The sequence below is a fragment of the Rufibacter ruber genome, from assembly GCF_001647275.1.
Lineage (GTDB): Bacteria > Bacteroidota > Bacteroidia > Cytophagales > Hymenobacteraceae > Nibribacter > Nibribacter ruber_C.
Map to the genome: position 1 here is coordinate 82,949 of NZ_LRMM01000007.1, position 19,814 is coordinate 102,762.

General features: G+C 52.0%; 13 protein-coding genes. 6 read left to right on the forward strand and 7 right to left on the reverse strand.

Annotated features, from left to right (window positions below; genetic code table 11):
• Positions 1 to 350 precede the first annotated feature (350 nt).
• Entirely contained in the window at positions 351 to 947 is a 597-nt protein-coding gene (locus A8O25_RS04700; protein WP_066831531.1) for an HD domain-containing protein, read from the forward strand.
• On the opposite strand, the gene A8O25_RS04705 is transcribed toward A8O25_RS04700, so the two are convergent.
• From A8O25_RS04705 to A8O25_RS04725, 5 genes are all read right to left on the reverse strand, one after another.
• The gene (locus tag A8O25_RS04705) at positions 931 to 1,377 is read right to left on the reverse strand and encodes a Crp/Fnr family transcriptional regulator (protein ID WP_066831534.1); all 447 of its coding nucleotides are present in this window, start codon (positions 1,375 to 1,377) and stop codon (positions 931 to 933) included. The two genes, A8O25_RS04700 and A8O25_RS04705, sit on opposite strands and share 17 nt — an antisense overlap.
• Entirely contained in the window at positions 1,364 to 4,114 is a 2,751-nt protein-coding gene (locus tag A8O25_RS04710; protein WP_066831537.1) for an NTP/NDP exchange transporter, read from the reverse strand. The genes A8O25_RS04705 and A8O25_RS04710 overlap by 14 nt, the downstream gene beginning before the upstream one ends.
• A 303-nt stretch (positions 4,115 to 4,417) precedes the next feature.
• Positions 4,418 to 5,461 (reverse strand): adenylate/guanylate cyclase domain-containing protein, encoded by a 1,044-nt coding sequence (locus A8O25_RS04715; RefSeq protein WP_066831540.1) that lies wholly within the window; start codon positions 5,459 to 5,461, stop codon positions 4,418 to 4,420.
• Positions 5,461 to 5,838, reverse strand: coding sequence for a response regulator (locus A8O25_RS04720; RefSeq protein WP_066831543.1), 378 nt, complete (start codon positions 5,836 to 5,838; stop codon positions 5,461 to 5,463). The genes A8O25_RS04715 and A8O25_RS04720 overlap by 1 nt, the downstream gene beginning before the upstream one ends.
• Positions 5,839 to 6,154: 316 nt before the next feature.
• Positions 6,155 to 7,567, reverse strand: a complete 1,413-nt coding sequence (locus A8O25_RS04725) for a sensor histidine kinase (RefSeq protein ID WP_066831545.1) — start codon at positions 7,565 to 7,567, stop codon at positions 6,155 to 6,157.
• A 204-nt stretch (positions 7,568 to 7,771) separates the two neighbouring features.
• On the opposite strand from A8O25_RS04725, the gene A8O25_RS22865 reads away from it, so the two are divergent.
• A complete protein-coding gene (locus tag A8O25_RS22865; RefSeq protein WP_153042590.1) occupies positions 7,772 to 8,086 on the forward strand; it encodes a hypothetical protein in 315 nt (104 codons plus the stop codon).
• Positions 8,087 to 8,442: 356 nt separating this feature from the next.
• Here the strand turns inward: A8O25_RS22865 and A8O25_RS04730 are convergent, their stop codons facing one another.
• On the reverse strand, positions 8,443 to 10,641 hold the full coding sequence (locus A8O25_RS04730; RefSeq protein WP_066831549.1) for a PAS domain-containing sensor histidine kinase: 2,199 nt from the start codon (positions 10,639 to 10,641) through the stop codon (positions 8,443 to 8,445).
• 359 nt (positions 10,642 to 11,000) lie between these two features.
• On the opposite strand from A8O25_RS04730, the gene A8O25_RS04735 reads away from it, so the two are divergent.
• From A8O25_RS04735 to A8O25_RS04745, 3 genes are all read left to right on the forward strand, one after another.
• Positions 11,001 to 11,735: a pseudouridine synthase gene (locus A8O25_RS04735; protein WP_338152729.1), complete on the forward strand. Its 735-nt coding sequence runs from the start codon at positions 11,001 to 11,003 to the stop codon at positions 11,733 to 11,735.
• A 348-nt stretch (positions 11,736 to 12,083) separates the two neighbouring features.
• Positions 12,084 to 13,181, forward strand: a complete 1,098-nt coding sequence (locus A8O25_RS04740) for a glycoside hydrolase family 5 protein (protein ID WP_066831552.1) — start codon at positions 12,084 to 12,086, stop codon at positions 13,179 to 13,181.
• Between the two features lie 153 nt (positions 13,182 to 13,334).
• Positions 13,335 to 16,676: a LamG domain-containing protein gene (locus A8O25_RS04745; RefSeq protein WP_153042591.1), complete on the forward strand. Its 3,342-nt coding sequence runs from the start codon at positions 13,335 to 13,337 to the stop codon at positions 16,674 to 16,676.
• Between the two features lie 699 nt (positions 16,677 to 17,375).
• On the opposite strand, the gene A8O25_RS04755 is transcribed toward A8O25_RS04745, so the two are convergent.
• Positions 17,376 to 18,740 carry a glycoside hydrolase family 140 protein gene (locus A8O25_RS04755; RefSeq protein ID WP_066831563.1) on the reverse strand — a complete coding sequence of 455 codons (1,365 nt, stop codon included), beginning with the start codon at positions 18,738 to 18,740 and terminating at the stop codon, positions 17,376 to 17,378.
• A 203-nt stretch (positions 18,741 to 18,943) separates the two neighbouring features.
• On the opposite strand from A8O25_RS04755, the gene A8O25_RS04760 reads away from it, so the two are divergent.
• The gene (locus tag A8O25_RS04760; RefSeq protein WP_066831566.1) at positions 18,944 to 19,693 is read left to right on the forward strand and encodes a GntR family transcriptional regulator; all 750 of its coding nucleotides are present in this window, start codon (positions 18,944 to 18,946) and stop codon (positions 19,691 to 19,693) included.
• The last annotated feature ends 121 nt before the right edge of the window (positions 19,694 to 19,814 follow it).

Sequence of the window (19,814 nt, forward strand, 5' to 3'; positions counted from 1 at the left end):
AGTCCATCAATATAGACAACTGTTGGAACTCAAATAGTTGATAGACCAGAGAATTACCCCTCTTACTTTTTACTGCATTTCTGTTTCAGCCTCTGCGGAGCAGGATATACACCGGGTTGCCCCTCCCCTTTTTCAACAGAAGTGAGAGTATTTCAATAGTACACTCACCTATACATTTCTGCAATAAATTTCCGTAGCGTATGCGTCTCACCGTGCCCTCAGCCTGCAATCTTTAACAGGTTCAAAACCCCAACCCGCATTAAAGGCATGTCTTCTGCCTTTCCCTTCTCAGGTATGGGAGAAAATGTTATATTTACTTTAGCAGACTACTCCCTTACCGCACAAGTTATATGTCAATTTCATTGGAGCCGCTTTATGAACACATAGTTGCCAAGTTACGTGAAGGGTTGTCTAAAGACTTAACCTATCATTCGCTGCACCATACCTTAGATGTATTTGAGCAGGTAAGCCTAATAGCCCTGAAAGAAGGAGTTACCGCTCCTCAAGAACTTTTGCTGCTACAGGTGGCAGCCCTGTACCATGACGCAGGTTTTTTATACACCTACCAGCAGCACGAAGAAAGAAGCTGTACTCTGGCCAAGGAGGAACTTCCCGGTTTTGGGTTCACCCCGGAGGAAATAACCATTATCTGCCGTTTGATCATGGCCACCCAGGTACCGCAGGCCCCGCAAAACAAGCTGCAGGAAATTATTTGTGACGCTGATCTGGATTATCTGGGGCGTGATGACTTTTTCCCAATCGGGCAAACGCTCTTTCAGGAATTCACCTGCTACGGGGTGGTGCAGAATGAGGAACAATGGAACCAGCTGCAGGTCAGGTTTCTGGAAAGCCACACGTTTTTCACCTCTTTTTCAAAAAACAGCCGGGAAACGCAAAAGCAGCAGCACCTGGCACTGATCAAGGCAAAGCTTAATCAGCGGCCGTAGCGGCTCTGCTTTCCACCAGCAGGATGTCCATCTGCCGTAGGCGCTTGCAGAGCGTTTTCAAGATGCCTTTTAAAACTTCTGCGTTAGAGATCATGATTTCATAAAACGGCTCCCGCTCCAGTTTGAGCAGAATGGTTTGCTCTGTGGTGGTGGCAGTAGCTGAGCGGGGCTCGGCATCCAGAATAGACAGCTCCCCCAGAATCTCATTTTCTCCCAGGTTGGCAAACGTGTGCTCTTCATCATGAATGCGAACATTGCCTTTGTACACAAAGTACATGCTGTCTCCGTGGTCCCCTTTGGCGAACAGTTGAACATCTGCGTCTAAATGCAGCTCCTCCAGTGCGCCTGCCAGTTCCACTAAGTCAGACTCTGGAGTGTCATGAAAGATACGCGAAGAATGCAAAGTGAGGACCTTCTCAATCAATAACATAAGCAGATTTGGTAAGCTGTGATAAAACGAACCCGCGGGTCTCTGAGTATAACGCGTCTTGAACCGGTACTGGTTGGGCGGCCAAAACGTCTTTAAGGCCGGAAAAAGGAGTTTGCAGTAGGCTATAGCATGCAACAGACCTGGTCCAGGAGGAGCAGCTGGCTGAATTGGCGGTGATCAGGTCTTTGAGAATGGAAGCCGTATCTAACCGCTGCAATTCGGCGGGGCGGGCCAGTTGTTTTTCCGGGTCTAAAGTTACGTCCAGGAGCGCTTCCAGAGGCAGGAAATATTTCTTGGGTACTACTTGTTCCAGCATTTCAATGGCGTTGGCCACTTTCTCTGGGGAGCCAATGGCCAGCATCTCCATCACCCGGTTAACCTGAGCCCGGTCAAATAACAGTGCCAGGCTTTCCATCATACGCTGCAGGTCCTGCTTTCCTTCGGCGTCCAGTGCTTCTTTTAGTAGGGGGAGGGTATTCTGTTGGCTCAGGAACTGGCTGTAAAGGGCTTTCTGCCTGCCCTGCCCCAGCTTTGTTTTCAAAAATGCCTCAACCTGTTGCTTTGCCTCAGAACCCAGTTCGGCATTTTTGTTCCAGAGGGCTTCTACCAAGGCACCCTGCCGCGCCAGACCTGTAGCAAACAGCCGGGTTAGAAAATGGGTAGAATGCTCGCCCCGCACCTTGCCCGCTGCTTTAATGGCGGCCAACTGCAACCCGGCAGGAAGTTGTTGCAGGGGCAGGTTTTGCGCCGTAAAAGCCTCATCCCCTAAATGCACGAAGGCAGCTTGCAGGGCATAGGGGGCGTCTTTGGTATGCGCCACCTCCAACACAGTAGGGAAGAGCCCAAAGTCTTTTACTTTTCCCACCACCTCCATGGCTCTTTTATACACAGCGGCTTTCCTGTCTAGCAAAAGATCTTTCAAAAGGGGCCGGAACTCTTTACGGTAAGTTCTGGAAATAACCTCTAATGCCATTGCCTGTTCTGACTCAGAGCCTTGCACCAGCTCCTGCAGGTGCTGCAACACCAACTGTAACGCTGCTGCCTCTGCTCTCAGGGCCAGCCCAGTCAAAGCCGCTGTTTTCATGTGTGGGGATTGGGCCGCCTGCAGGTCCGGCAGCACCGGATTCAGAAAAAAGGCGGCTCTTATAAATTCAGGCTTCGCCTTATCTTCCGGGTAACGCCCCAGCGCCTGCTCTATCAACGGAAAAGCCTGCGGCCACCTCAGGTCTACCACCTTGGAGAGCACATATTTCCTGATGGTGGCCGAAGGGCTCTGCAGCAAAGGCAGCATCTGCTTCTCCAGGTGGCGGTAGCCGGAGCGCTCCAGTAACTCCAGCGCCAGAATCACCTCTTTTGCCTTGCCGCTGCCCAGCTTCTCCAGCAACAGCTTTCTAACGGGTTCATCATTGAGAAAGAGCTCGGTTCCGGTAAAATACCCCTTCTTCAACGCCTGCACCAAAGAATGCACATACTCTTTTTTAATCAGGTAAACAGTAGCCACCCAGAGCACTATCAGGGAAACCAGAATCTGGCAAACCAGGGTGATGGAGATGCTTCCGCCATTGTAATGTTTATAGATGGCCAGGAACAAACCAGTGGCCAGCAGCGCCAGGGGCATGGTATAGCCTTTTGACACCAGATGCCCCTTTAATCTGGAGTGGGGATCCAGTGGCTGGAAAAGCACAAAGAAGGCCGGTTCCTGCACGGCAGATTTCAACACCTCAGACAGCAGCACCATCACCCCAAAAGTATAGAGAATGGTTTTCTCACTCTCCCCGGGTATCAGCATAAACCCTGAAATGACCAGAAGCACCACCGGCGCAATTAAAAGGGAATTAGACAGCCCCAGCCTACTGATCACGCGGCTGCTGAACAACAGCTTGACCAGCAGGGCCAGCACGCGGCCTACCGCAAAGAACACCCCAATGAACGTAGCCAGATCTGGGCTGCTGGTAAACTTTGACTTCACCTCTGCCAGCAGGGTATAATCAATGAGGGAGTAGACGGTAAACGCCGCCAGAGAGAAAAGCGTGATGGCGAAAATAAGGCGGTTCTGAAAGTACTTCTTCAGGAAAGAGGTCTCTGCCGGGTGGCCATGACCGTGTGAGGCGTCATGCCCATGGCTTTCAGGGTGGCCAGAGATGGCATGGTGCTCAAAGCGTTTCAGAAAGTAATAGGCCAGTACAAAACCGCCAATAGAAAACCACAGCAGGTTCTCAACCCCCAGCAACGGCGCCAGTACTGAAACGGCGGTGTAGCCCATCAATTTAGCCGGAATGTCTCCCGCCCCCACTACAGAGAAGAGACGCTTACTTTCCCGCACGTTAAAAATGATTGCAGCCATGCCCCAGAAGGCATATCCCACCAACATGTACACCACCATGTTCCAGGAAGACAGCACCAACGGCAGCCATTTGGCGGCCAGAAAAGAAACCCCCGCCCAGGTGAGCAGAATTGAAAACGCGGAGAACAGGATAATGGTCTGCAGAAGCCGCTTGGCCGGGAGTTTCGCCTCTAGTTTGGCATAAAAGGCATTGGCCACCAACAATAATCCTGCAGACAGGATGTACACCCGGGGAATCTCCCGCACCTCAAAAGAATGCAGGAACATGGCCAGCGTACAGGTAAACAGGAAGGCGGTGGCAACGCCCAGGAAGAACTGCACCAGAAACAACTGCCGCACCAGTTTGGCCTCAGCAGGTTTTATGTTCAACAGCAAATTGATTTTGCTATTCATGTAAAAGCGTATATCTCAGTTTCAACCTCCCCCCTTACCCCTTGCAACAGCGCGATAGACGCTTCACTTGTACCGGTTACTTCTGTTCCAGGGGGGAATTCAATTTTTTATTCTCAACAGACATTCTGGGAACGTCTTCGTTTCTCCTTAATCTGGACGGGAGCGTTTCTGGCCTGTTTTTAGGAAAACAGCTCTAAAACACACCCAACAACCAGCAGCTTCACCAGAGAAAACACAAAACCGCTTCAAGCCAACGCACATAAGCTGTTTTAGGCCTGATTTCAGAAAAACAGGCCTAAACCGCTATTCCAGCACTTCAAAAACCGTTACCGGTTTGGCTTTGTTCTTAAGAGACACCTCCCCTATTTTCTGGCACTTGAAAGACTCTTTGGCTTTTTCATAGGTGGCCTCTGAAATCAGCAGCTGCCCCGCTTTGGCAGTTGACTGGAGCCGTTGCGCCAGGTTTACCACATCACCAATCACGGTGTAGTCCAGCCTGCGCAAAGACGCTGACCCAATGTTGCCCGAGACCATCTCACCGGTGTTAATGCCAATAGACACCTGTGGTTTAAACGCCACCCCATCCATGTCTACCTCGTCCATCTCCTGAAAGTGCTGCCGCACCGCCAGCCCGGCGTCCATGGCCCGGTCCAGGTGGTACTCGCCTTTAAAGACCGCCATCACGGCGTCTCCCATGAACTTGTCTACGTGGCCTCCCTGGGCAATAATCTCTTTCACCATAAGGTCGAAGAAATTATTGAGCAGCTTCACCACGGTATTGGCCTGCACTTTCTCTGTAATGGAGGTAAAGCCGCAGATATCCATGAACAGAACGGTGCCGTCAAGGGTCTCATTGGCCATAAGGCTGTGCTCAAACTCCTTGTGGGTCATAAAGTTGAGCACGTTCTCATCTACGTACATGCGCAGAATGTTATTCTCTTTGATGGCCTGTACCGTCTCCCTGATTTGGCTTACGTGCTGCACGGTTTTCTCCATTGTCAGTTCCAGGTCCTCAAAGTTCACGGGCTTGCACACAAAGTCAAAGGCGCCGCGGTTCATGGCCATTCTAATGTTGTCCATGTCGCCGTAGGCGGAAACCATCACAGCCTTCACAATGGGGTTGGCCTCTGGCAGTTTGGTGAGCAGCGTCAGGCCATCCATCTCCGGCATGTTGATGTCACTCAAGATGATGTCCATGTCTGGGTGTTCAGCCAGTCTCTCCAGCGCCTCTACGCCGTTATGGGCAAAAACAAATTCGTACGCGTTCTCCCTGATTTTCTTCCGAAACTTCTGCTTAATCAGGAGCTCTAAATCAGTCTCGTCGTCCACCACCAAAATTTTGGCCATTAGGAAGCAAAAGTTTTAAGTTTATCTTTTAACGCACTAAAGTCTAAGGGTTTGGTCAGGAAATCATCGGCGCCAAACTGCATGGCCTGCTGGTAATTCTCCTCATCGCCGTAGGCGGTGACCATCATGTAAGTGGGCGGGGCTGAGTCATGTTTGGCCCTGATTTGCTGCAACAGCTCTAACCCGCTCATGCCCGGCATGTTGATGTCTGAGAGAATGAGTACAATCTCTGAGAAATGGTCTTCCAGGTAGCTGAAGGCCTCCTCCCCAGACTGGGCAAACGTAAACTCCACCTCACCGCTCCTGATCTCCCTTCTAAACCGCTGTAGGAACAAAGGCTGCACATCTGCCTCATCATCTACCACTAAAACTTTCATGCACGTTATTTTGAATTCAAATTAGAACTTCTTTCCCGTTTATGCTAGGGTTACCGCTGATAAATTCATTTGGAGGCCCCTGAACAGAATGCTGATACTGGTTTGCGACTTCCTCACCCTGGCGCTGGCCAGCTGCCGGCATTTCTGTTTTCGCCTGTTTTTGGGAAATCAGGCCGAAAACAGAAGTGGGAGTTTTTAAAACTGCCCACCAAGGTGTAAGGCACAGAAATGCTCAGTAGTTTTCTTAGAAAAGGCCGCCTGGCCGGCACCGTTGCCTTGTGCATGACCTGTGAGGCTGCCCCCTCCCTGCCCTGGGTTAGACACGTACTTTCTCCCCCTTTACCTGCCCGGAACCGGACGCAACGCCCTCCTGCAGCGGAAGCGTGATGATAAACTCGGCGAACTCCCCCTCCCGGGTATTGATTTTCAGCTCACCGCCGTGGCCTTTGGTGATGATGTCATAACTCAGCGACAAGCCCAGCCCGGTTCCCTGCCCGGTGGGTTTGGTGGTAAAGAAAGGCTGGAAGATCTTATCCAGCACCTGCTGCGGCACCCCCAGCCCGTTATCCTGCACGGTGATCTCCAGGGAGTTGCCCACCCTTCTGGTGCTCACCTTCACGGTTGGCGTAAAACTACCGTTCAGCTTCTTCTTTTTCTCAGACACAGAGTAGAAGGCGTTGTTATACAGGTTCAGCAACACCCGGCCCATGTCCTGCGGAATCACAGAGATGGCCTGTAAGTCAGCCCCGAAGTCAGTGACCAGGCTGGCGTTAAACGTTTTGTCTTTTGCCCGGAGGCCGTGGTACGAGAGACGCAGGTATTCGTCTGCCAGGGCATTGAGATCGGTGGCTTCTTTCTGCCCGGTACTGATGCGGGAGTGCTGTAGCATTCCTTTCACAATTGAATCAGCGCGTTTGCCGTGGTGGGTGATCTTCTCCAGATTTTGGGTGAGGTCCTGCAGGATTTCTGCGGCGTTTTCCTGTTCAGCAGCCGGCAGATGCTGAAAAACCTCTTCTTTCAGCTCCTCCAGCAGCTCAATGCTTACTTCTGAGAAGTTGTTCACAAAATTAAGCGGGTTCTGAATCTCATGGGCAATACCGGCGGTCAACTCCCCTAACGACGCCAGCTTCTCCTGCTGAATGAGTTGGGCCTGGGTGGCCTGCAGCTCCTCTACGGTATGCAGGAGCTCTTCTTTCTGTTTGGTCAGCTCAGCGGTACGCTGGGCCACCTGCCGCTCTAGCTCCTCTTTGTGCGCCTCAATGATTTTGCGCTGCTTCTCTTCTACAATTCTTTTCTCCCGCTCCACCTCCAGCGCCTTCTGCCCCTTGTTGAAGCTCATCCAGGCGGCAAAGATGTACACAAACCCCGCCAGTGCCGCCATGGTGATATAATCATCCCAATCATTGTGCAGTTCTGGGGAGATGAGTTTCAGGAGCAGGCTTAGCAGGCAAATGACCACATACGGGTAAAAGGACTGCAAAAGTGACCGTACCATTTTAAAATCCTTCTCCTTGTACACCAACGTCAGCACCAGGATCAGGTAGGCAATGCCCACCACATCTTCCCAGAACTCGCTTATCCAGTTGCTGAAGATGATGAACGCCCCTAATGATACCCAGCTGGCAATGTTCAGGGTTTTATCCCATTTAGCCCCCTGGTCTGTCAGGAGCATAGATTTCCGCAGTCTTCTCAGGAGCAGGAAGGCGGCCAGGAAAGAGAAAAAATACATAAGCAGGAAATACCTTAATCTTTTATGAGAGCTTTTTTAAAACGGTCTTTGATGCGGCCCGGGCCCATGGTCCAGCGCCAGCCTGTTCCCTTTTTACACTCTAGCAGCGCAGCAGGGAAGGCGTACACCACCCCTGGAGAACCTGACAGGGCCCATCTTATTGACAAAGCCTCCTGTTAAACCGGCTCTAAAGTAATTCTTTAAATGGAAACTGTTCTGCCCGCTCTGATAAAATTATTTGCCGCTTGCTCACAGCCAGGGGCGCAAGTGCTGCAGACCAGTATTTTCTCCCGTATTTCCGGCTTCATGACGGTGTATCACGGCAGAAAAACAGGCAATGGGCTTAGCCCCGGCTTCCGTTTGAGGTTGCGCGGCAAGCGGGCGGCAAACCTTCCTTCCCTAGTTTCGCTCAAGAGCCTTGCCGGATCCCTTAAAGATATTTGCACCAGCATCTTTCGCTCCCCTGGTTGGCGGGCCAAACCTCCCGGATTCAGGCTCTTCTCCCAAGAAGTTGTTTAGAGTTTTCTTTTTAGTTCCGGGCGCAAGCGTCTGGGTGACTTTTAGGAGGGTGAGCTTCTGTTTCTGGGCTGTTTTTGTGAAAGTAGGCCCAAACCGTGGCCCAGCCGGACGCTCGCGCCAGCCCAGATCCTCAAGTGCTGAAAAAGGGAAATGTTAAGCAGCTTCTGGCACAACACCAGTAAATGCACTGCACAGAGGTGTTTCTGTTTTCGGCCTGTTTTCTGAAAAACAGCGAAAACAGAAATCTGGGCACACAGCGCCAACCTGGCTTGTGGAATTCTTCAAAGGTTAACCCCTATCTCACCCCCATTTTACGCCTGGCAGTTTCTTTGTCTGGAAAGCGAATGGCAATGCACTTAGGCGTAGAGCGGGAGGTGCACCAGAAAGGTGGTTCCCTCGCCTACCCGGGTTTCTACCTCCACTCGCCCGCCCATGGCATCCAGGTGGCTCTTGATCAGGAAAAGGCCTATGCCTCTCCCCTCCTGTACCGTATGGAACCGTTTGTAGAGTTTAAATAGGTTTTTCTTTGCCTTCTCCAGGTTGAAGCCAGAGCCGTTGTCAGTGAAGGAGATGAGCACTTCCTGCGTATGCGGCACGGGGTGGCAGGTCACCTTGATCTGGAGCGCGCGCCCATCTGCCTTGTACTTGATGGAGTTAGACAGCAGATTGTAAAAAATACTGTGCAGATACGCTTTGTTCGCCCGCACCAGACAGCCCTCCTCTATCTCCAAAACCACCTTGGCCTCGGTCTGGACCAATGGCTCTTTGAAAGAGGACAAAGCAAGCTCCACCACCTCCTGTATGGCAACAGGCTCCAGTTCCAGGTTAGCGGTGGTATCTCTGATACTCAGCAGGGTGGTCAAATCCATGAGCACATCATCTAGCTTGACCACGCTTTGCCGCAGAAATGTGAGTGATTTTTGGAAATTCTCAGTAGCCGCGTCTTCCATGACCAGTAGTTGGGTTAACCCCAACAAGTTAGCCACCGGCCCCCTCAGGTTGTGCGAAATGATGTACGTAAACTCCTGTAGGTCCCTTTTCTGTTTGTAAAGATCTTTGGCCAGCTTTTCCAGGTCCAGTTCAGAGTTCTTCAGCTTGGTGATGTCTGTTTGAACGGCAATGTACCGGTAGACCTCTCCCTCCTCGTTCACTACCGGGGTGATGTCTACCGTCATCCAAACCTCCTCGCCGCCCTTGGTGACATTTAAAATCTCAAAGAATATGTCTTCGCCCTGCATTAACTTCCCCCAGAGCTTCTCATATGAAGACGTATCCGTTTTGGCGTTATGCAGCACCTGCGACGGGCGTTTTCCTTTCACCTCTTCCACCCGGTAGCCAAACAGCCGGGAGAAGCCTTCGTTCACCCATTCAATGCGCCAGTCTTTGTCAACCAGCATTACGCAGTTGTTGGTCTTGCTGGCCACCAGGGAGAGCTTCTCCAGTTCCTGCCTGGACACCACCTGCTCCGTGACATCCTCAAAATAGACAGATACACCTTCGGCAGAGGGGTAGGCTTTCACACTCAGCCAGAGCTCCTTGCTATGCACCTTGGTGGTCAGGTAGGCGGGGGTGTCTGCCGCAAGCATGTGGCAGTAGTGGGCATAGAGTTCGCCCTCTACCTCCTGCGGGAATATTTCCCAGATATTCTTCCCCAGATCTTTTTGTTTGTCAAGCCCTACCAGCCGCTCTGCCTCGTTGTTGATGTAGGTGAGGCAGCCGTCTCTGTCAAGCATGATCACCGCATCTGAGATGCTTTCAAAGATGGTATTGAGCTTGTTGGCCTGCTGCTGAATGGTTTTATAGGCCTGTGCAGCGGCAGTCACATCTTTGGCTATTGTTTGAGCGCCCACCACTTGGCCATTGACTTTAATAGGGAACTTGATGGTGTCATACATCCGCTCCTCTCCGCCCACGTTGATTTCCAGCATATGCCTGAGCGTATTTCCCTGCAGTACCTCTTGCAACGCCTGTTGGGTGGCAGCCTCCATGGTTGCCGGGAAAAAAGAGGCCGCCGACCTGCTGAGGGCTTCCTCCAGGGTCACCCCCCATTTCTCACAGAACGCCTCATTCACCTCGGTGATCATACCCGTCCGGTTTTCCAGAAATATCACATCGGGGTTATGCTGGAACAGGCCCTTATAGCGTTGCTCGCTCTCAGCCAGCCGCTGCCGGGTGGCCACCAGTTCAGTAATATCCCGGGCCACGCTGTACATTTTCCCATCTTCATGAGACCAGGAGCTGGACCACATCACATGTACGGTTCTGCCTGATTTGTGCAGGAGCCTGTTCTCAAAATTATGGGGGGCCCCGTGGGTTAGGAGTTGCTGGACCGCCAACGTGGTACGCTCCACATCTTCCGGGTGCAAAAGGCTCAGGTAATGCTTGCCCACCATTTCACTGCTGGTGTACCCAAGCATCAAGAGGCTGGCATCACTGGCGAAGGTGTAATACCCGTCATTGTCAATGGTGCAGATCATGTCAAGTGATACCTGGGCCAGCTTTTCCCAGTAAATAGGACTTTGGCTTTTAGAAGGGGGCAGGGGTTGGTTCCTCACTTTTCTCTGATTATACTATAAATCTAAGAAAAAGTAATGGTAAACATAATATAACTAAAAGGAAAGCGGTTAGGGTCAAGGCGATCATGGGGAACGGTAAAATTTATCACTCCGCCTCTATACCATACCCGTTGCCCAAAAATCTTTCTTCTTTTCAAGGCTCCTGGTGCCAACGCCTGCCACTGTTCCCCATTTTCTGTTTTTGGCCTGTTTTCCTGAAAGTAGCTCCAAAACAACCCTCCCGGTCTTTTCCCCATGAGAGGAATTACGGCCCCAAGCCTACCTGGGCACCACCTTGACCCAGGAACCAGACACCGGTAAAAAATGCGTAATTTGCCGGTTCATTAAGAAAGTCAGACGTGTTGCTGGAGATTATCTATGAAGATGCGCAGTATGTAGCCATCAATAAGCCGAACGGGCTGTTGGTCCATAGAACCCGCATTGCCGAGGAGAAGATAGAATTTGCCCTGCAGTTGCTGCGCGACCAGCTAGGGTACCGCCTCTACCCGTTGCACCGGCTGGACCGGGGCACCTCGGGCGTGTTGCTCTTCGCCAAAACGCCCGAGGCGGCAGCCCCACTGGTGCAGGCTTTTGCCGAGCGCCAGCCCGACAAGACGTATTTTGCCATAGTGCGGGGATATGCCCCTGAGGCCGGCACCATAGACAGCCCTATTCGGCCTGACCGGGACAACGGGCTCAAAGAGCCTCAGGAAGCCGTTACCCATTTCCAACGACTGGCCACGGTGGAGCTCCCCATTCCGGTGGGCCGCTACCAGACCGCCCGCTACAGCCTGGTGAAGGTCAAACCAGAAACGGGCCGCATGCACCAGATCAGGAAACACTTCGCCCACCTCAGGCATTACATCATTGGGGACAAAAAGCACGGCGACTGGCGCCATAACCTCATGTTTCTGGAACAGCAGCAGAGCCCCTTCCTGCTCCTGCACGCCGCCTCGCTGGTGTTCACCCATCCGTTTACCCGGCAGCGCGTGGAAATCAAAGCCGCCCTGCCCCAGAACATGCGGCGGTTGTGTGACCAATTCTCCTGGGGCGCCGTGCTGGCAGCGCAGGCAGAACTGGCAGGTTCTTTCTAAAGTGTTCCCTTCTGGTGTAGCGTACAGATAATTTGAACTACAGCCCTCTTGCGGCAGGGATGCCGTGCTTAGTACGCACGTTAAAAAATGGTCACTCCTGGCTAAATCCGTTTCTGTTTTTAGCCTCTTTTCTTAAAAACAGGCCAAAAACAGAAGCCAAAGGACAAATCCTTTTCTGCCTGCTTCTTCAGGCACTCCTCTTGTTTCTGCCACTTACGGTGAATCTTCCTGAGCAGCAGTTGCCTCTGGCGTACCTAAAACAGACTCAGTGCTACTTATCGCTAAGAAAATACTACCTCCCATCCTGTAAATTTTGCTTTCTTTGCGCAAAGCCAAACTTAACGCACTATGTTCAAACAAAACCCGTTAAACCTTCTATTCTTTTTTTTCGCCCTGCTCCTGCTTTCTCCCGTAGCCTCTGCCCAGCCTGGCCTGCAGAGCAATGAGGTAAAGCGGGAATGGTGGCATATTGAGCGGCTGAAGCCTTTCAAAGTAGATCCCAGCTATAAGAAAATGTCTTTCATTAGCGTGAAGGGCAATGCATTTGTAGATGAGAAGGGAAAGACAATAGTCTTTAAAGGCGTCTCCATCTCAGACCCTGATAAGCTGGTCAAGGACGGCCAATGGGGCAAGAAGCACTTTGAAGTGATCAAGAGCTGGGGCGCCAACATCATCCGGATTCCGGTACACCCCATTGCCTGGCACCAGCGCGGCGTGGAGGAGTACATGCGCCTGCTGGACCAGGCTGTGGACTGGTGCTCTGAACTGGGCATCTACGTGATCATTGACTGGCACTCCATTGGGAACCTGGACATGGAGATCCTGGCCCATGACATGCACAACACCACCAAGAAAGAAACCTTCAACTTCTGGAGAACCATTGCCGCCCACTACAAAGAGGCGCCCGCCGTGGCTTTCTACGAGATCTTCAACGAGCCCACCCTCTATGACGGCCAGTACGGCAATACTACCTGGGCAGAGTGGAAAGGGCTGATGGAGCAGATCATTGATGTCATCTACGCCCAGAACAAAAAGGCGGTGCCGCTGGTGGCGGGCTTCAACTGGGCTTATGACCTGACGCCGGTGCGCCAGAACCCCATCGCCCGCGAGGGCATAGGCTATGTGGTGCACCCCTACCCCGGCAAGCGCCCCATTCCGCGGGAGCCAAAGTGGGAGCAGGACTTCGGGTTTGTGGCAGATAAATATCCGGTAATAGCCACTGAGATTGGCTTCATGAAGGGCGGTGAGGATGAGAACCTGCATGATGACGGCAAGTACGGCCCTTCTATTATGAACTACTTCCACAAGAAAGGCATCTCATGGGTGGTGTGGGTGTTTGACCCGGTGTGGGTGCCCCAGATGATCAAAAACTGGGAGTACGAGCCCACCGACCAGGGAAAGTTCTTCCGGGAGGTGATGCAGGGTAAGTTCAAGTACGAAAAATAATCCCTTTGCCTACATACAGACTGGTCATTTCCCAAGGCCAGTCTGCCTTTCTGTTTTTGGGCTGTTTTGGCCAAAACAGCCAAAAAACAGAAAGGCTTTTAAGTGAATCATCTAGCCGCTTGCTTGAAAAGCGGTACCAAACCCAATACCGGTATGAGATTTAACTTTTTTCGTCTGGCAGGTTTACTCCTCCTCTGCACCCTGTCTGTGCAGGCACAGACCCAACCAGAAACGGCCCCTCCCACCCTGTTCCATTTGAGCTTTGAGAAAGGCTTCGCCGCGCAGGCCAAAGGGAAAAATACCCCTGAAAATAAAAACCTGCCCGCATTAGTAGACGGAATCAGGGGCAAAGCAGCCTATTTTGGAAAAGGACAGACGCTGCAGTTCCAGTCCTTACACAACCTGAACAAGCAACAAGGCACCCTTTCCCTCTGGGTCAAAATGCCGGCCAGACAGGAAGGGAAAAAAGGCGGCCCGTTTGTGCTGTTCAATGAAAATGGCCCCGGCACCAAGGGCAGCCTGCACTACACCTGGGACATGCTGAACCAGCGTATGCGGTTCCAGTTGCGCGACCCGCGGGAAAGCATTGTGTATTACAGCAAACTCCTGCCTTCAGACCAGCCAGAGTGGCACCACCTGGCCATTACCTGGAACGAGAAGAAAGGGGTTTCGCTTTACGTAGACGGCCAGCAGGCCTCCACCGGCTGGATGCCCAACTGGAAGCACCAGAACCATCCCTTCTTCTTTCTGGGTGCCCTGAATGAAAAAGGAGAGCAGGCCTGGAACGGCGCTCTGGACGAAATTTACATTTACAGCCGCGAGATCACTGAGGCAGAGGCCCGTCAGGCGTACCTCCAGTACCGGCGCTTCACGGCAGAGGTCTCCATCAAAGACCCTTTTCTTTCTTCCGGCAAAGCCGAATTTGTACATGTGGCGTTACATAACCCGGGTGAGCAGGAGATACAGTTACAACAACTGGCCTATCAGCTCAGCGGCCCCAACGGCAATGTTCTGGAGTCCGGTAATCTACCCAACCATACCCTGCCCGGTTTGAAGAGAGGCTTTGTAAAGATTCCGTTGTTAGTGCAAGCGGCGGGCGAGTACTCCTTAATGGTGACGTATTCTGAAGGTCAGAAGACAAAATTGGTTACCTCTCCGCTGCACGTCCTCTCCACCCAAAGCAGTACCCACTCCGCCCCAGCCACCCAAAAATTAGTAGCGCAAATAGACGCCGCCACCAGGCACCCTATTGCGCAGGCGGGCAGCAGCACCGTTGTCACCTCCCCGCTGGGCAAGTACCGTGAATCTGGCCCCGCCCGCCATAACCGTTTTGTGCTGGACTTTGAAGTGCAAGACGTGAATGAGCCGCACGTGGCCTTCATTACGTTTCCAGATGACAAGGAGCGAACCATGGAGGTGTTGCTGCAGGACTTTGCCAATACCCGGGACTACCAGGCCCATACCGGCATTTATACCGGTGGCGAGTTCCCGCTGTCCAATAGAATGCAGGAGCACCGCATAGTCTTCTGGCCACGGTCTAAGCGGCAGGCCTTCATCTTTATGACCGCAGAAACCGCCAAACCTGCGGCCGTGAAAGAAATTAAGATCTACCGGGTGAGCCATCTGGAGGCGAACCAGCCCCCAACGGTGTTCAAAGGAAGCGCCCCCGCCCGCCGCACCGGCCTGTATTATGAAGACCCGGTGTTGAACCTGAGCTTTGGCACGTCTGCCCAGCTAGATGGTTTCTCCCAAACCACTGACCGGTTGATTAGCTACCTGAAATCTTTTGGACAGACCGAATTTGAGTATCCCATTGCCTGGTATGCCGGTCCGTTGTACGGCACCTGGGCAGAACCGTTCCAACCAGACATTGACGGGGCCCAGGGCGGTACCCGTCCGCACCCAGACGGGTTCCCGGCCTATCTCTTAAAACGGCTGGACCAGGAGGGCATGAAGTTCAATGCCGGTCTTCACATACACACCCTTCCCAGCCTGAACAAATATGCCCTGGCAGACTCGGCAAAAGTCATGCAGGGCGAAGAAACCGTGATCAACGTGAACAAAGACGGGAAGCTCTGGTACGGCTACTGGCACGGGGCGGACCCCAACTACAATGCGGCAGACCCACGGGTTATGCAGGCGGTACAGGAGGTAGTGTCTGAGGTCTGCGAACGGTACGGGCAGGAGCCCGCCCTGAAAGCAGTTTCACTGGTGATCACCCGTCCGAAGCTGTACACCTTCGCCTCCCTGGAGTCTGGCTACAATGACATTAACCTGACCCGTTTTCAGCAGGAAAGCAACATTAAGATTCCCGGGTATGTGGCGGGAGACCCAAAGAGGTTCAGCAACAGCTACAACTGGCTCATGGCCAACCCTGCGGCCAAGAAAGCCTGGATTGACTGGCGGTGCAAAGTCCTGTATGAGCATTACAACCAAATGGGAAACCTGGTGGCAGCCCACCGGTCTGACCTGAAACTCATCCTGAACCTGTTTGTACACCTGACCCACAACAACCGGTTGGCAGACTACCTGAACCAAAACCCGGTAGAGGTGCTGCGCGAGATGGGGATAGACCCGGCCTTGTACAAAGATAACCCCAACCTCCAGCTCAACTACACCTTTGTTCCGGCAGATTTGCGTTGGAAACGGGTTAACTATGAGCCAGACACCCATGAGGTAAACCGTACTATCATGACCGCCCCAGAGGTGGTGGCCTCTCTACAGCCGTTAAAAAATGTGGGCGTGACTATTCATGACCGTTATTGGGAAGACCCGGTAGGCAGAACCCACCAGATGGACGGCCTTCAGAAGCTGGGCGTGCAGGAATTCACCTGGCGGGTGACCACCTTCAACCCTGTGAGTTACCATAGCCTTGAACCTTATGTGCTCGCGCTAAACAACCTGGAGGCTACCACCATCACCAAAGGAGGCTATTTGATTGGCACCTTCGGGATGGAGAAAGAGATTCAGCGGTTCTCAGATGCGTTCCATGCGTTGCCCGCTGTTAAGTTTGAAGACGTGGCCACGGCCACAGATCCCGTACGGATCAGGCAACAAGTGGTAGATGGCCAACTCTACTTCTACGTGCTCAATCTGCTCCCCACGGCTGTAGAGACCGAGGTGCGCCTGCTGGAGAAAGGCGAATTGGCCAACCCAGTGACCGCCGCTAAAACTAAGAGGAAAGACAAGCTAACGGTTCGGCTTCAGCCGTATGATTTGCAGGTGTTCACCAGCTCCTCCTCCACCCAACGGGTCTCTTCCGCCAGGGCGGAAGTAGATGAGGCGTGGGTGAAGAAACTGGAGGAAGACCTGAAAAAGTTGCAGTTTGAAGCCAATCAAAAAGGGGTGGCTACCGGAAAATATGCTCCCTACCTTCAATTAGCGCAAGACAGCTGGCGCCAGAAACATTACTCCCGCCTGTACTTCCTGCTGCAGGAGCACTGGGTGCGGGAGATTTCAGAAGCCGGGCAACAGAAAACTGTTCCTGCTCAATAACGTGCAATTCTACCCCCTGTTTAAGCCTGCCTCAAATTTCTGTTTTCGCTGTTTTTCTAAAAACAGGCCGAAAACAGACTACCCAATAGAGCGCGCGCATGGCCCGCACCTCTTTTCATGGGTAGGTAATCAGCAGCATTTGCAATTTCAAGATGAACTCAGGAAATATGTTCCATTTTTGCCCCTTCCTTGAAAGGGGTAGAAGCTTACAAGGGCGCAAGAAGACCAATGAAGTGGAATAATAACATGATCAGGAATAATGCCTGGAAATGTTCAACTCAGCACAAGTCATCATCCCCTGTCCCCTACCCTGGGCATGGATTTCTATCCTAAAACAGTGCGGGACTACCAACAACATAGGCAGAATGATTTTCAAAGGTGCGGGTGCATCGTCAGATGTTCTTGTCTATTTTTTCTATTAGAAAGGACTGCAGAGAACAAGTTGAGTTCTCATTTTTCCGCCGCTGTTCGCCACCCAGAACCTTTCTAGAGGACACACAAAAAAATGTTTAGAGCTTGTTTAATTTTTGATTTTGCAAGCGAAAACGGGGAGCGAAAGGTTCTGGCGAAGCGTTTTTTGAGCAGCATACGCCCCGCTATGGTGCGAGTCAACTGCAAAGTCTGGTTCTTTTGATACCCGTTTGCAGCACAAAAAGCAAATTTAAACATGCTCTAGGTGTTTCTGTCCATTCACTTGGTTTACTTGACCGGGTATTTCTTTCTGGTGTCATCCAGCACTAAAACCCAGTCCTGATCTGCTCCCTGCGTGGGCGGGGTAAAACGCCTTGTCCCGGTGTTCTTGAAGGTGCCGGCTTTGGTATAGGTTCCAGTTCTGGGGTCATACCAGTGGGCCTTGACTTTTTTACCAGAGATCTTGCCCAAGCTAACTTCCGGGGGGATACCGGAGGCCGTATAGACAAAAGCATAGTCCAGGCCGCGGGTGGCTTGAATACGGGTACTGAAATCATCTGAGGTTTGCACCACCAGTGACTGGTCTGGCACCCGCTCTAACAGCGGCCGTGACTCCATCAGTTTCCGTACAAAGGTCATCTGCTGGGCGCCGGGCAGGTCCAGGGATTCATACCACGGCAGGTTGGCCTCCACTGCTTTTGTGCGGCCCGGCTGCCACATCTGCCAAATGTTGTTGCAGCCATAGGTGTGGCCGTGCGCACCGGCAAAAAGACTGAGGTATGCCCTTCGGCGCAAATCTACCACCTGGGCCCGGCCATTCTTCAAATCAAAGCAAACCGGAATTTCCTCATACAGCGGTTCCCCGTCAAAAGTGGGTTTGGTGGGCTGCCGTTGGTAATCATGCGTGATGCGTTCCCATACTTTTATATCCGGGCAATGCCCGGTCTGCTGCATGTTAAAATCCAGCCATTCGTCTTGGTGGAACCACTCAGAGGAGTTGGTCTGGGGGTGGAACGTCATAAGCGCCTTGTCTTGCCCGCCCACGCCCTCAATAATGCCGTTGGCCAGCGCCCGCCAGATGGCGACATCAGTGGTGTCTTTTCTGGGGTTTCGGTCGCCGCCCACTACCCAGATGATGTTGGGCTGATGCTTGTACCGGTTTCCCAGGTACTTGCCATAAGTAAAGGCATTCTCCTGGTTGAACACCTCAGGGCCCACCCCCCAGGTGTTTTTAAAAATCTTATCTCCCCAGGTAGGCAGCAGGGCCATGTGCAGCCCAAGCTCCTGTGCTTTTTTGATGATGAAATCTACGTGCTCAAAATATGCCTCATTGGGCGTGGCCGGGTTATTGTTGAGAAGCGGGGTGTTCCCGTAGGGATTGGGGTCTTCCAGCCCGTTATGCTCGGCCAGCACCACCGCCTGAATGACCGTGAACCCTTTCTGGGCCCGGTTGGTCAGGTAGCGGGCGGCCTCCTCGCGGTTCAGGCGGTGAAACAGCTCCCACGCGGTATCTCCCAGGTAGAAGAAAGGCTTTCCGTTTTGATACACCAGGTACCGTTGGTTGGCGCTCACCTTCACATCTGACTGTGCGTAGACTACCAGTTGAGTGATAAAAAGCACCAGAAACAAAAAAGAAGGGAATAATTTACGCATAAATATAACTTACTTGTTAATAAAGGAGTAACAGGCAAGTGGCGCCAAAAGCGCCACAGCCAATAGATCTTAATGGCTCTCTAGGGCCCCGCTCCTACCTCATACCGAAAAAACACAAATTCATACCCTGAAAAAGCGGGTAGATTGCATTTAAATTTTAATTTTGTAATAGTAGTCCAATTCTACCGTTGCCATTCAATCATATGAAGCCAAAGTTTATTTCTATCAGCGAAGAAATAATAGAAAAAATCAAAAGCGGTGAGTTGCTTCCAGGAGACAAGGTTCCCTCTGAGAACGAGCTCATCAAAACCTACCACATCAGCAACACCACAGCCCGCAAAACCCTCCTGGAAGTAGAGAACAACGGCTGGGCGAGGCGAATCAAAGGCAAAGGCACCTTTGTGCTCAACCGGTCTTCTGACCACCACGTGATGCGCACCCTTGGCTCCCTGGACATGACCCGCCGCGGGTTCAATGAGAACCTTAAAGCCGAAGGGTTCACCCCAAAGAACATCATCATAGAAAAAACCATCTTAAAGGAAGGCATCTCCTCTGACATAGTGGGCAAGCACCTCATCATGGAAGGCCCCGTACTCAAAATACACCAGTTGCGCTACGCAGATGACGACCTGATGAAAGATGAGATCAAATACATCTCCCTCACGCTCTGCCCTAAAATTGACCGCCTTTCCACTGAAATCTCATACTTTAAGGTGTATGAAGACAACTACAACCTGAAAATTTCTGACATCAAGCAAACGCTGAGTGTTGACATTATGCAGCCCTCTGCGCCCAACAACAACTTTGACACCAAAGCCCCTATTCCCATCTTTGTGTTAGACAGCGCCGTGATGGCAGACACTGGCAAGGTCATTGAGATTGAAAGGTCTCTTTACCGGGGCGACAAGTATAAGTTTGCCATTGCAGTGAACCCGGAATACCAAAGCAAATAAATTACCGCCAGGCTGCTTCTGGTTTACTTGTTCCTGAAGGGATTCTCTCATCCCTCTGCCCAACAGAGAAGGTGGTTTTCCTGTTTTGGGGCTATTTTTCAGAAAACAGCCCCAAAACAGG

Excerpts from the sequence above, each read along its gene's own strand:
- A8O25_RS04760 (WP_066831566.1), top strand. The coding sequence starts at position 18,944 with ATGAAGCCAAAGTTTATTTCTATCAGCGAAGAAATAATAGAAAAAATC.
- A8O25_RS04745 (WP_153042591.1), top strand. The coding sequence starts at position 13,335 with ATGAGATTTAACTTTTTTCGTCTGGCAGGTTTACTCCTCCTCTGCACC.
- A8O25_RS22865 (WP_153042590.1), top strand. The coding sequence starts at position 7,772 with ATGGAAACTGTTCTGCCCGCTCTGATAAAATTATTTGCCGCTTGCTCA.
- A8O25_RS04740 (WP_066831552.1), top strand. The coding sequence starts at position 12,084 with ATGTTCAAACAAAACCCGTTAAACCTTCTATTCTTTTTTTTCGCCCTG.
- A8O25_RS04700 (WP_066831531.1), top strand. The coding sequence starts at position 351 with ATGTCAATTTCATTGGAGCCGCTTTATGAACACATAGTTGCCAAGTTA.
- A8O25_RS04755 (WP_066831563.1), bottom strand. The coding sequence starts at position 18,740 with ATGCGTAAATTATTCCCTTCTTTTTTGTTTCTGGTGCTTTTTATCACT.
- A8O25_RS04705 (WP_066831534.1), bottom strand. The coding sequence starts at position 1,377 with ATGTTATTGATTGAGAAGGTCCTCACTTTGCATTCTTCGCGTATCTTT.
- A8O25_RS04720 (WP_066831543.1), bottom strand. The coding sequence starts at position 5,838 with ATGAAAGTTTTAGTGGTAGATGATGAGGCAGATGTGCAGCCTTTGTTC.
- A8O25_RS04710 (WP_066831537.1), bottom strand. The coding sequence starts at position 4,114 with ATGAATAGCAAAATCAATTTGCTGTTGAACATAAAACCTGCTGAGGCC.
- A8O25_RS04715 (WP_066831540.1), bottom strand. The coding sequence starts at position 5,461 with ATGGCCAAAATTTTGGTGGTGGACGACGAGACTGATTTAGAGCTCCTG.
- A8O25_RS04725 (WP_066831545.1), bottom strand. The coding sequence starts at position 7,567 with ATGTATTTTTTCTCTTTCCTGGCCGCCTTCCTGCTCCTGAGAAGACTG.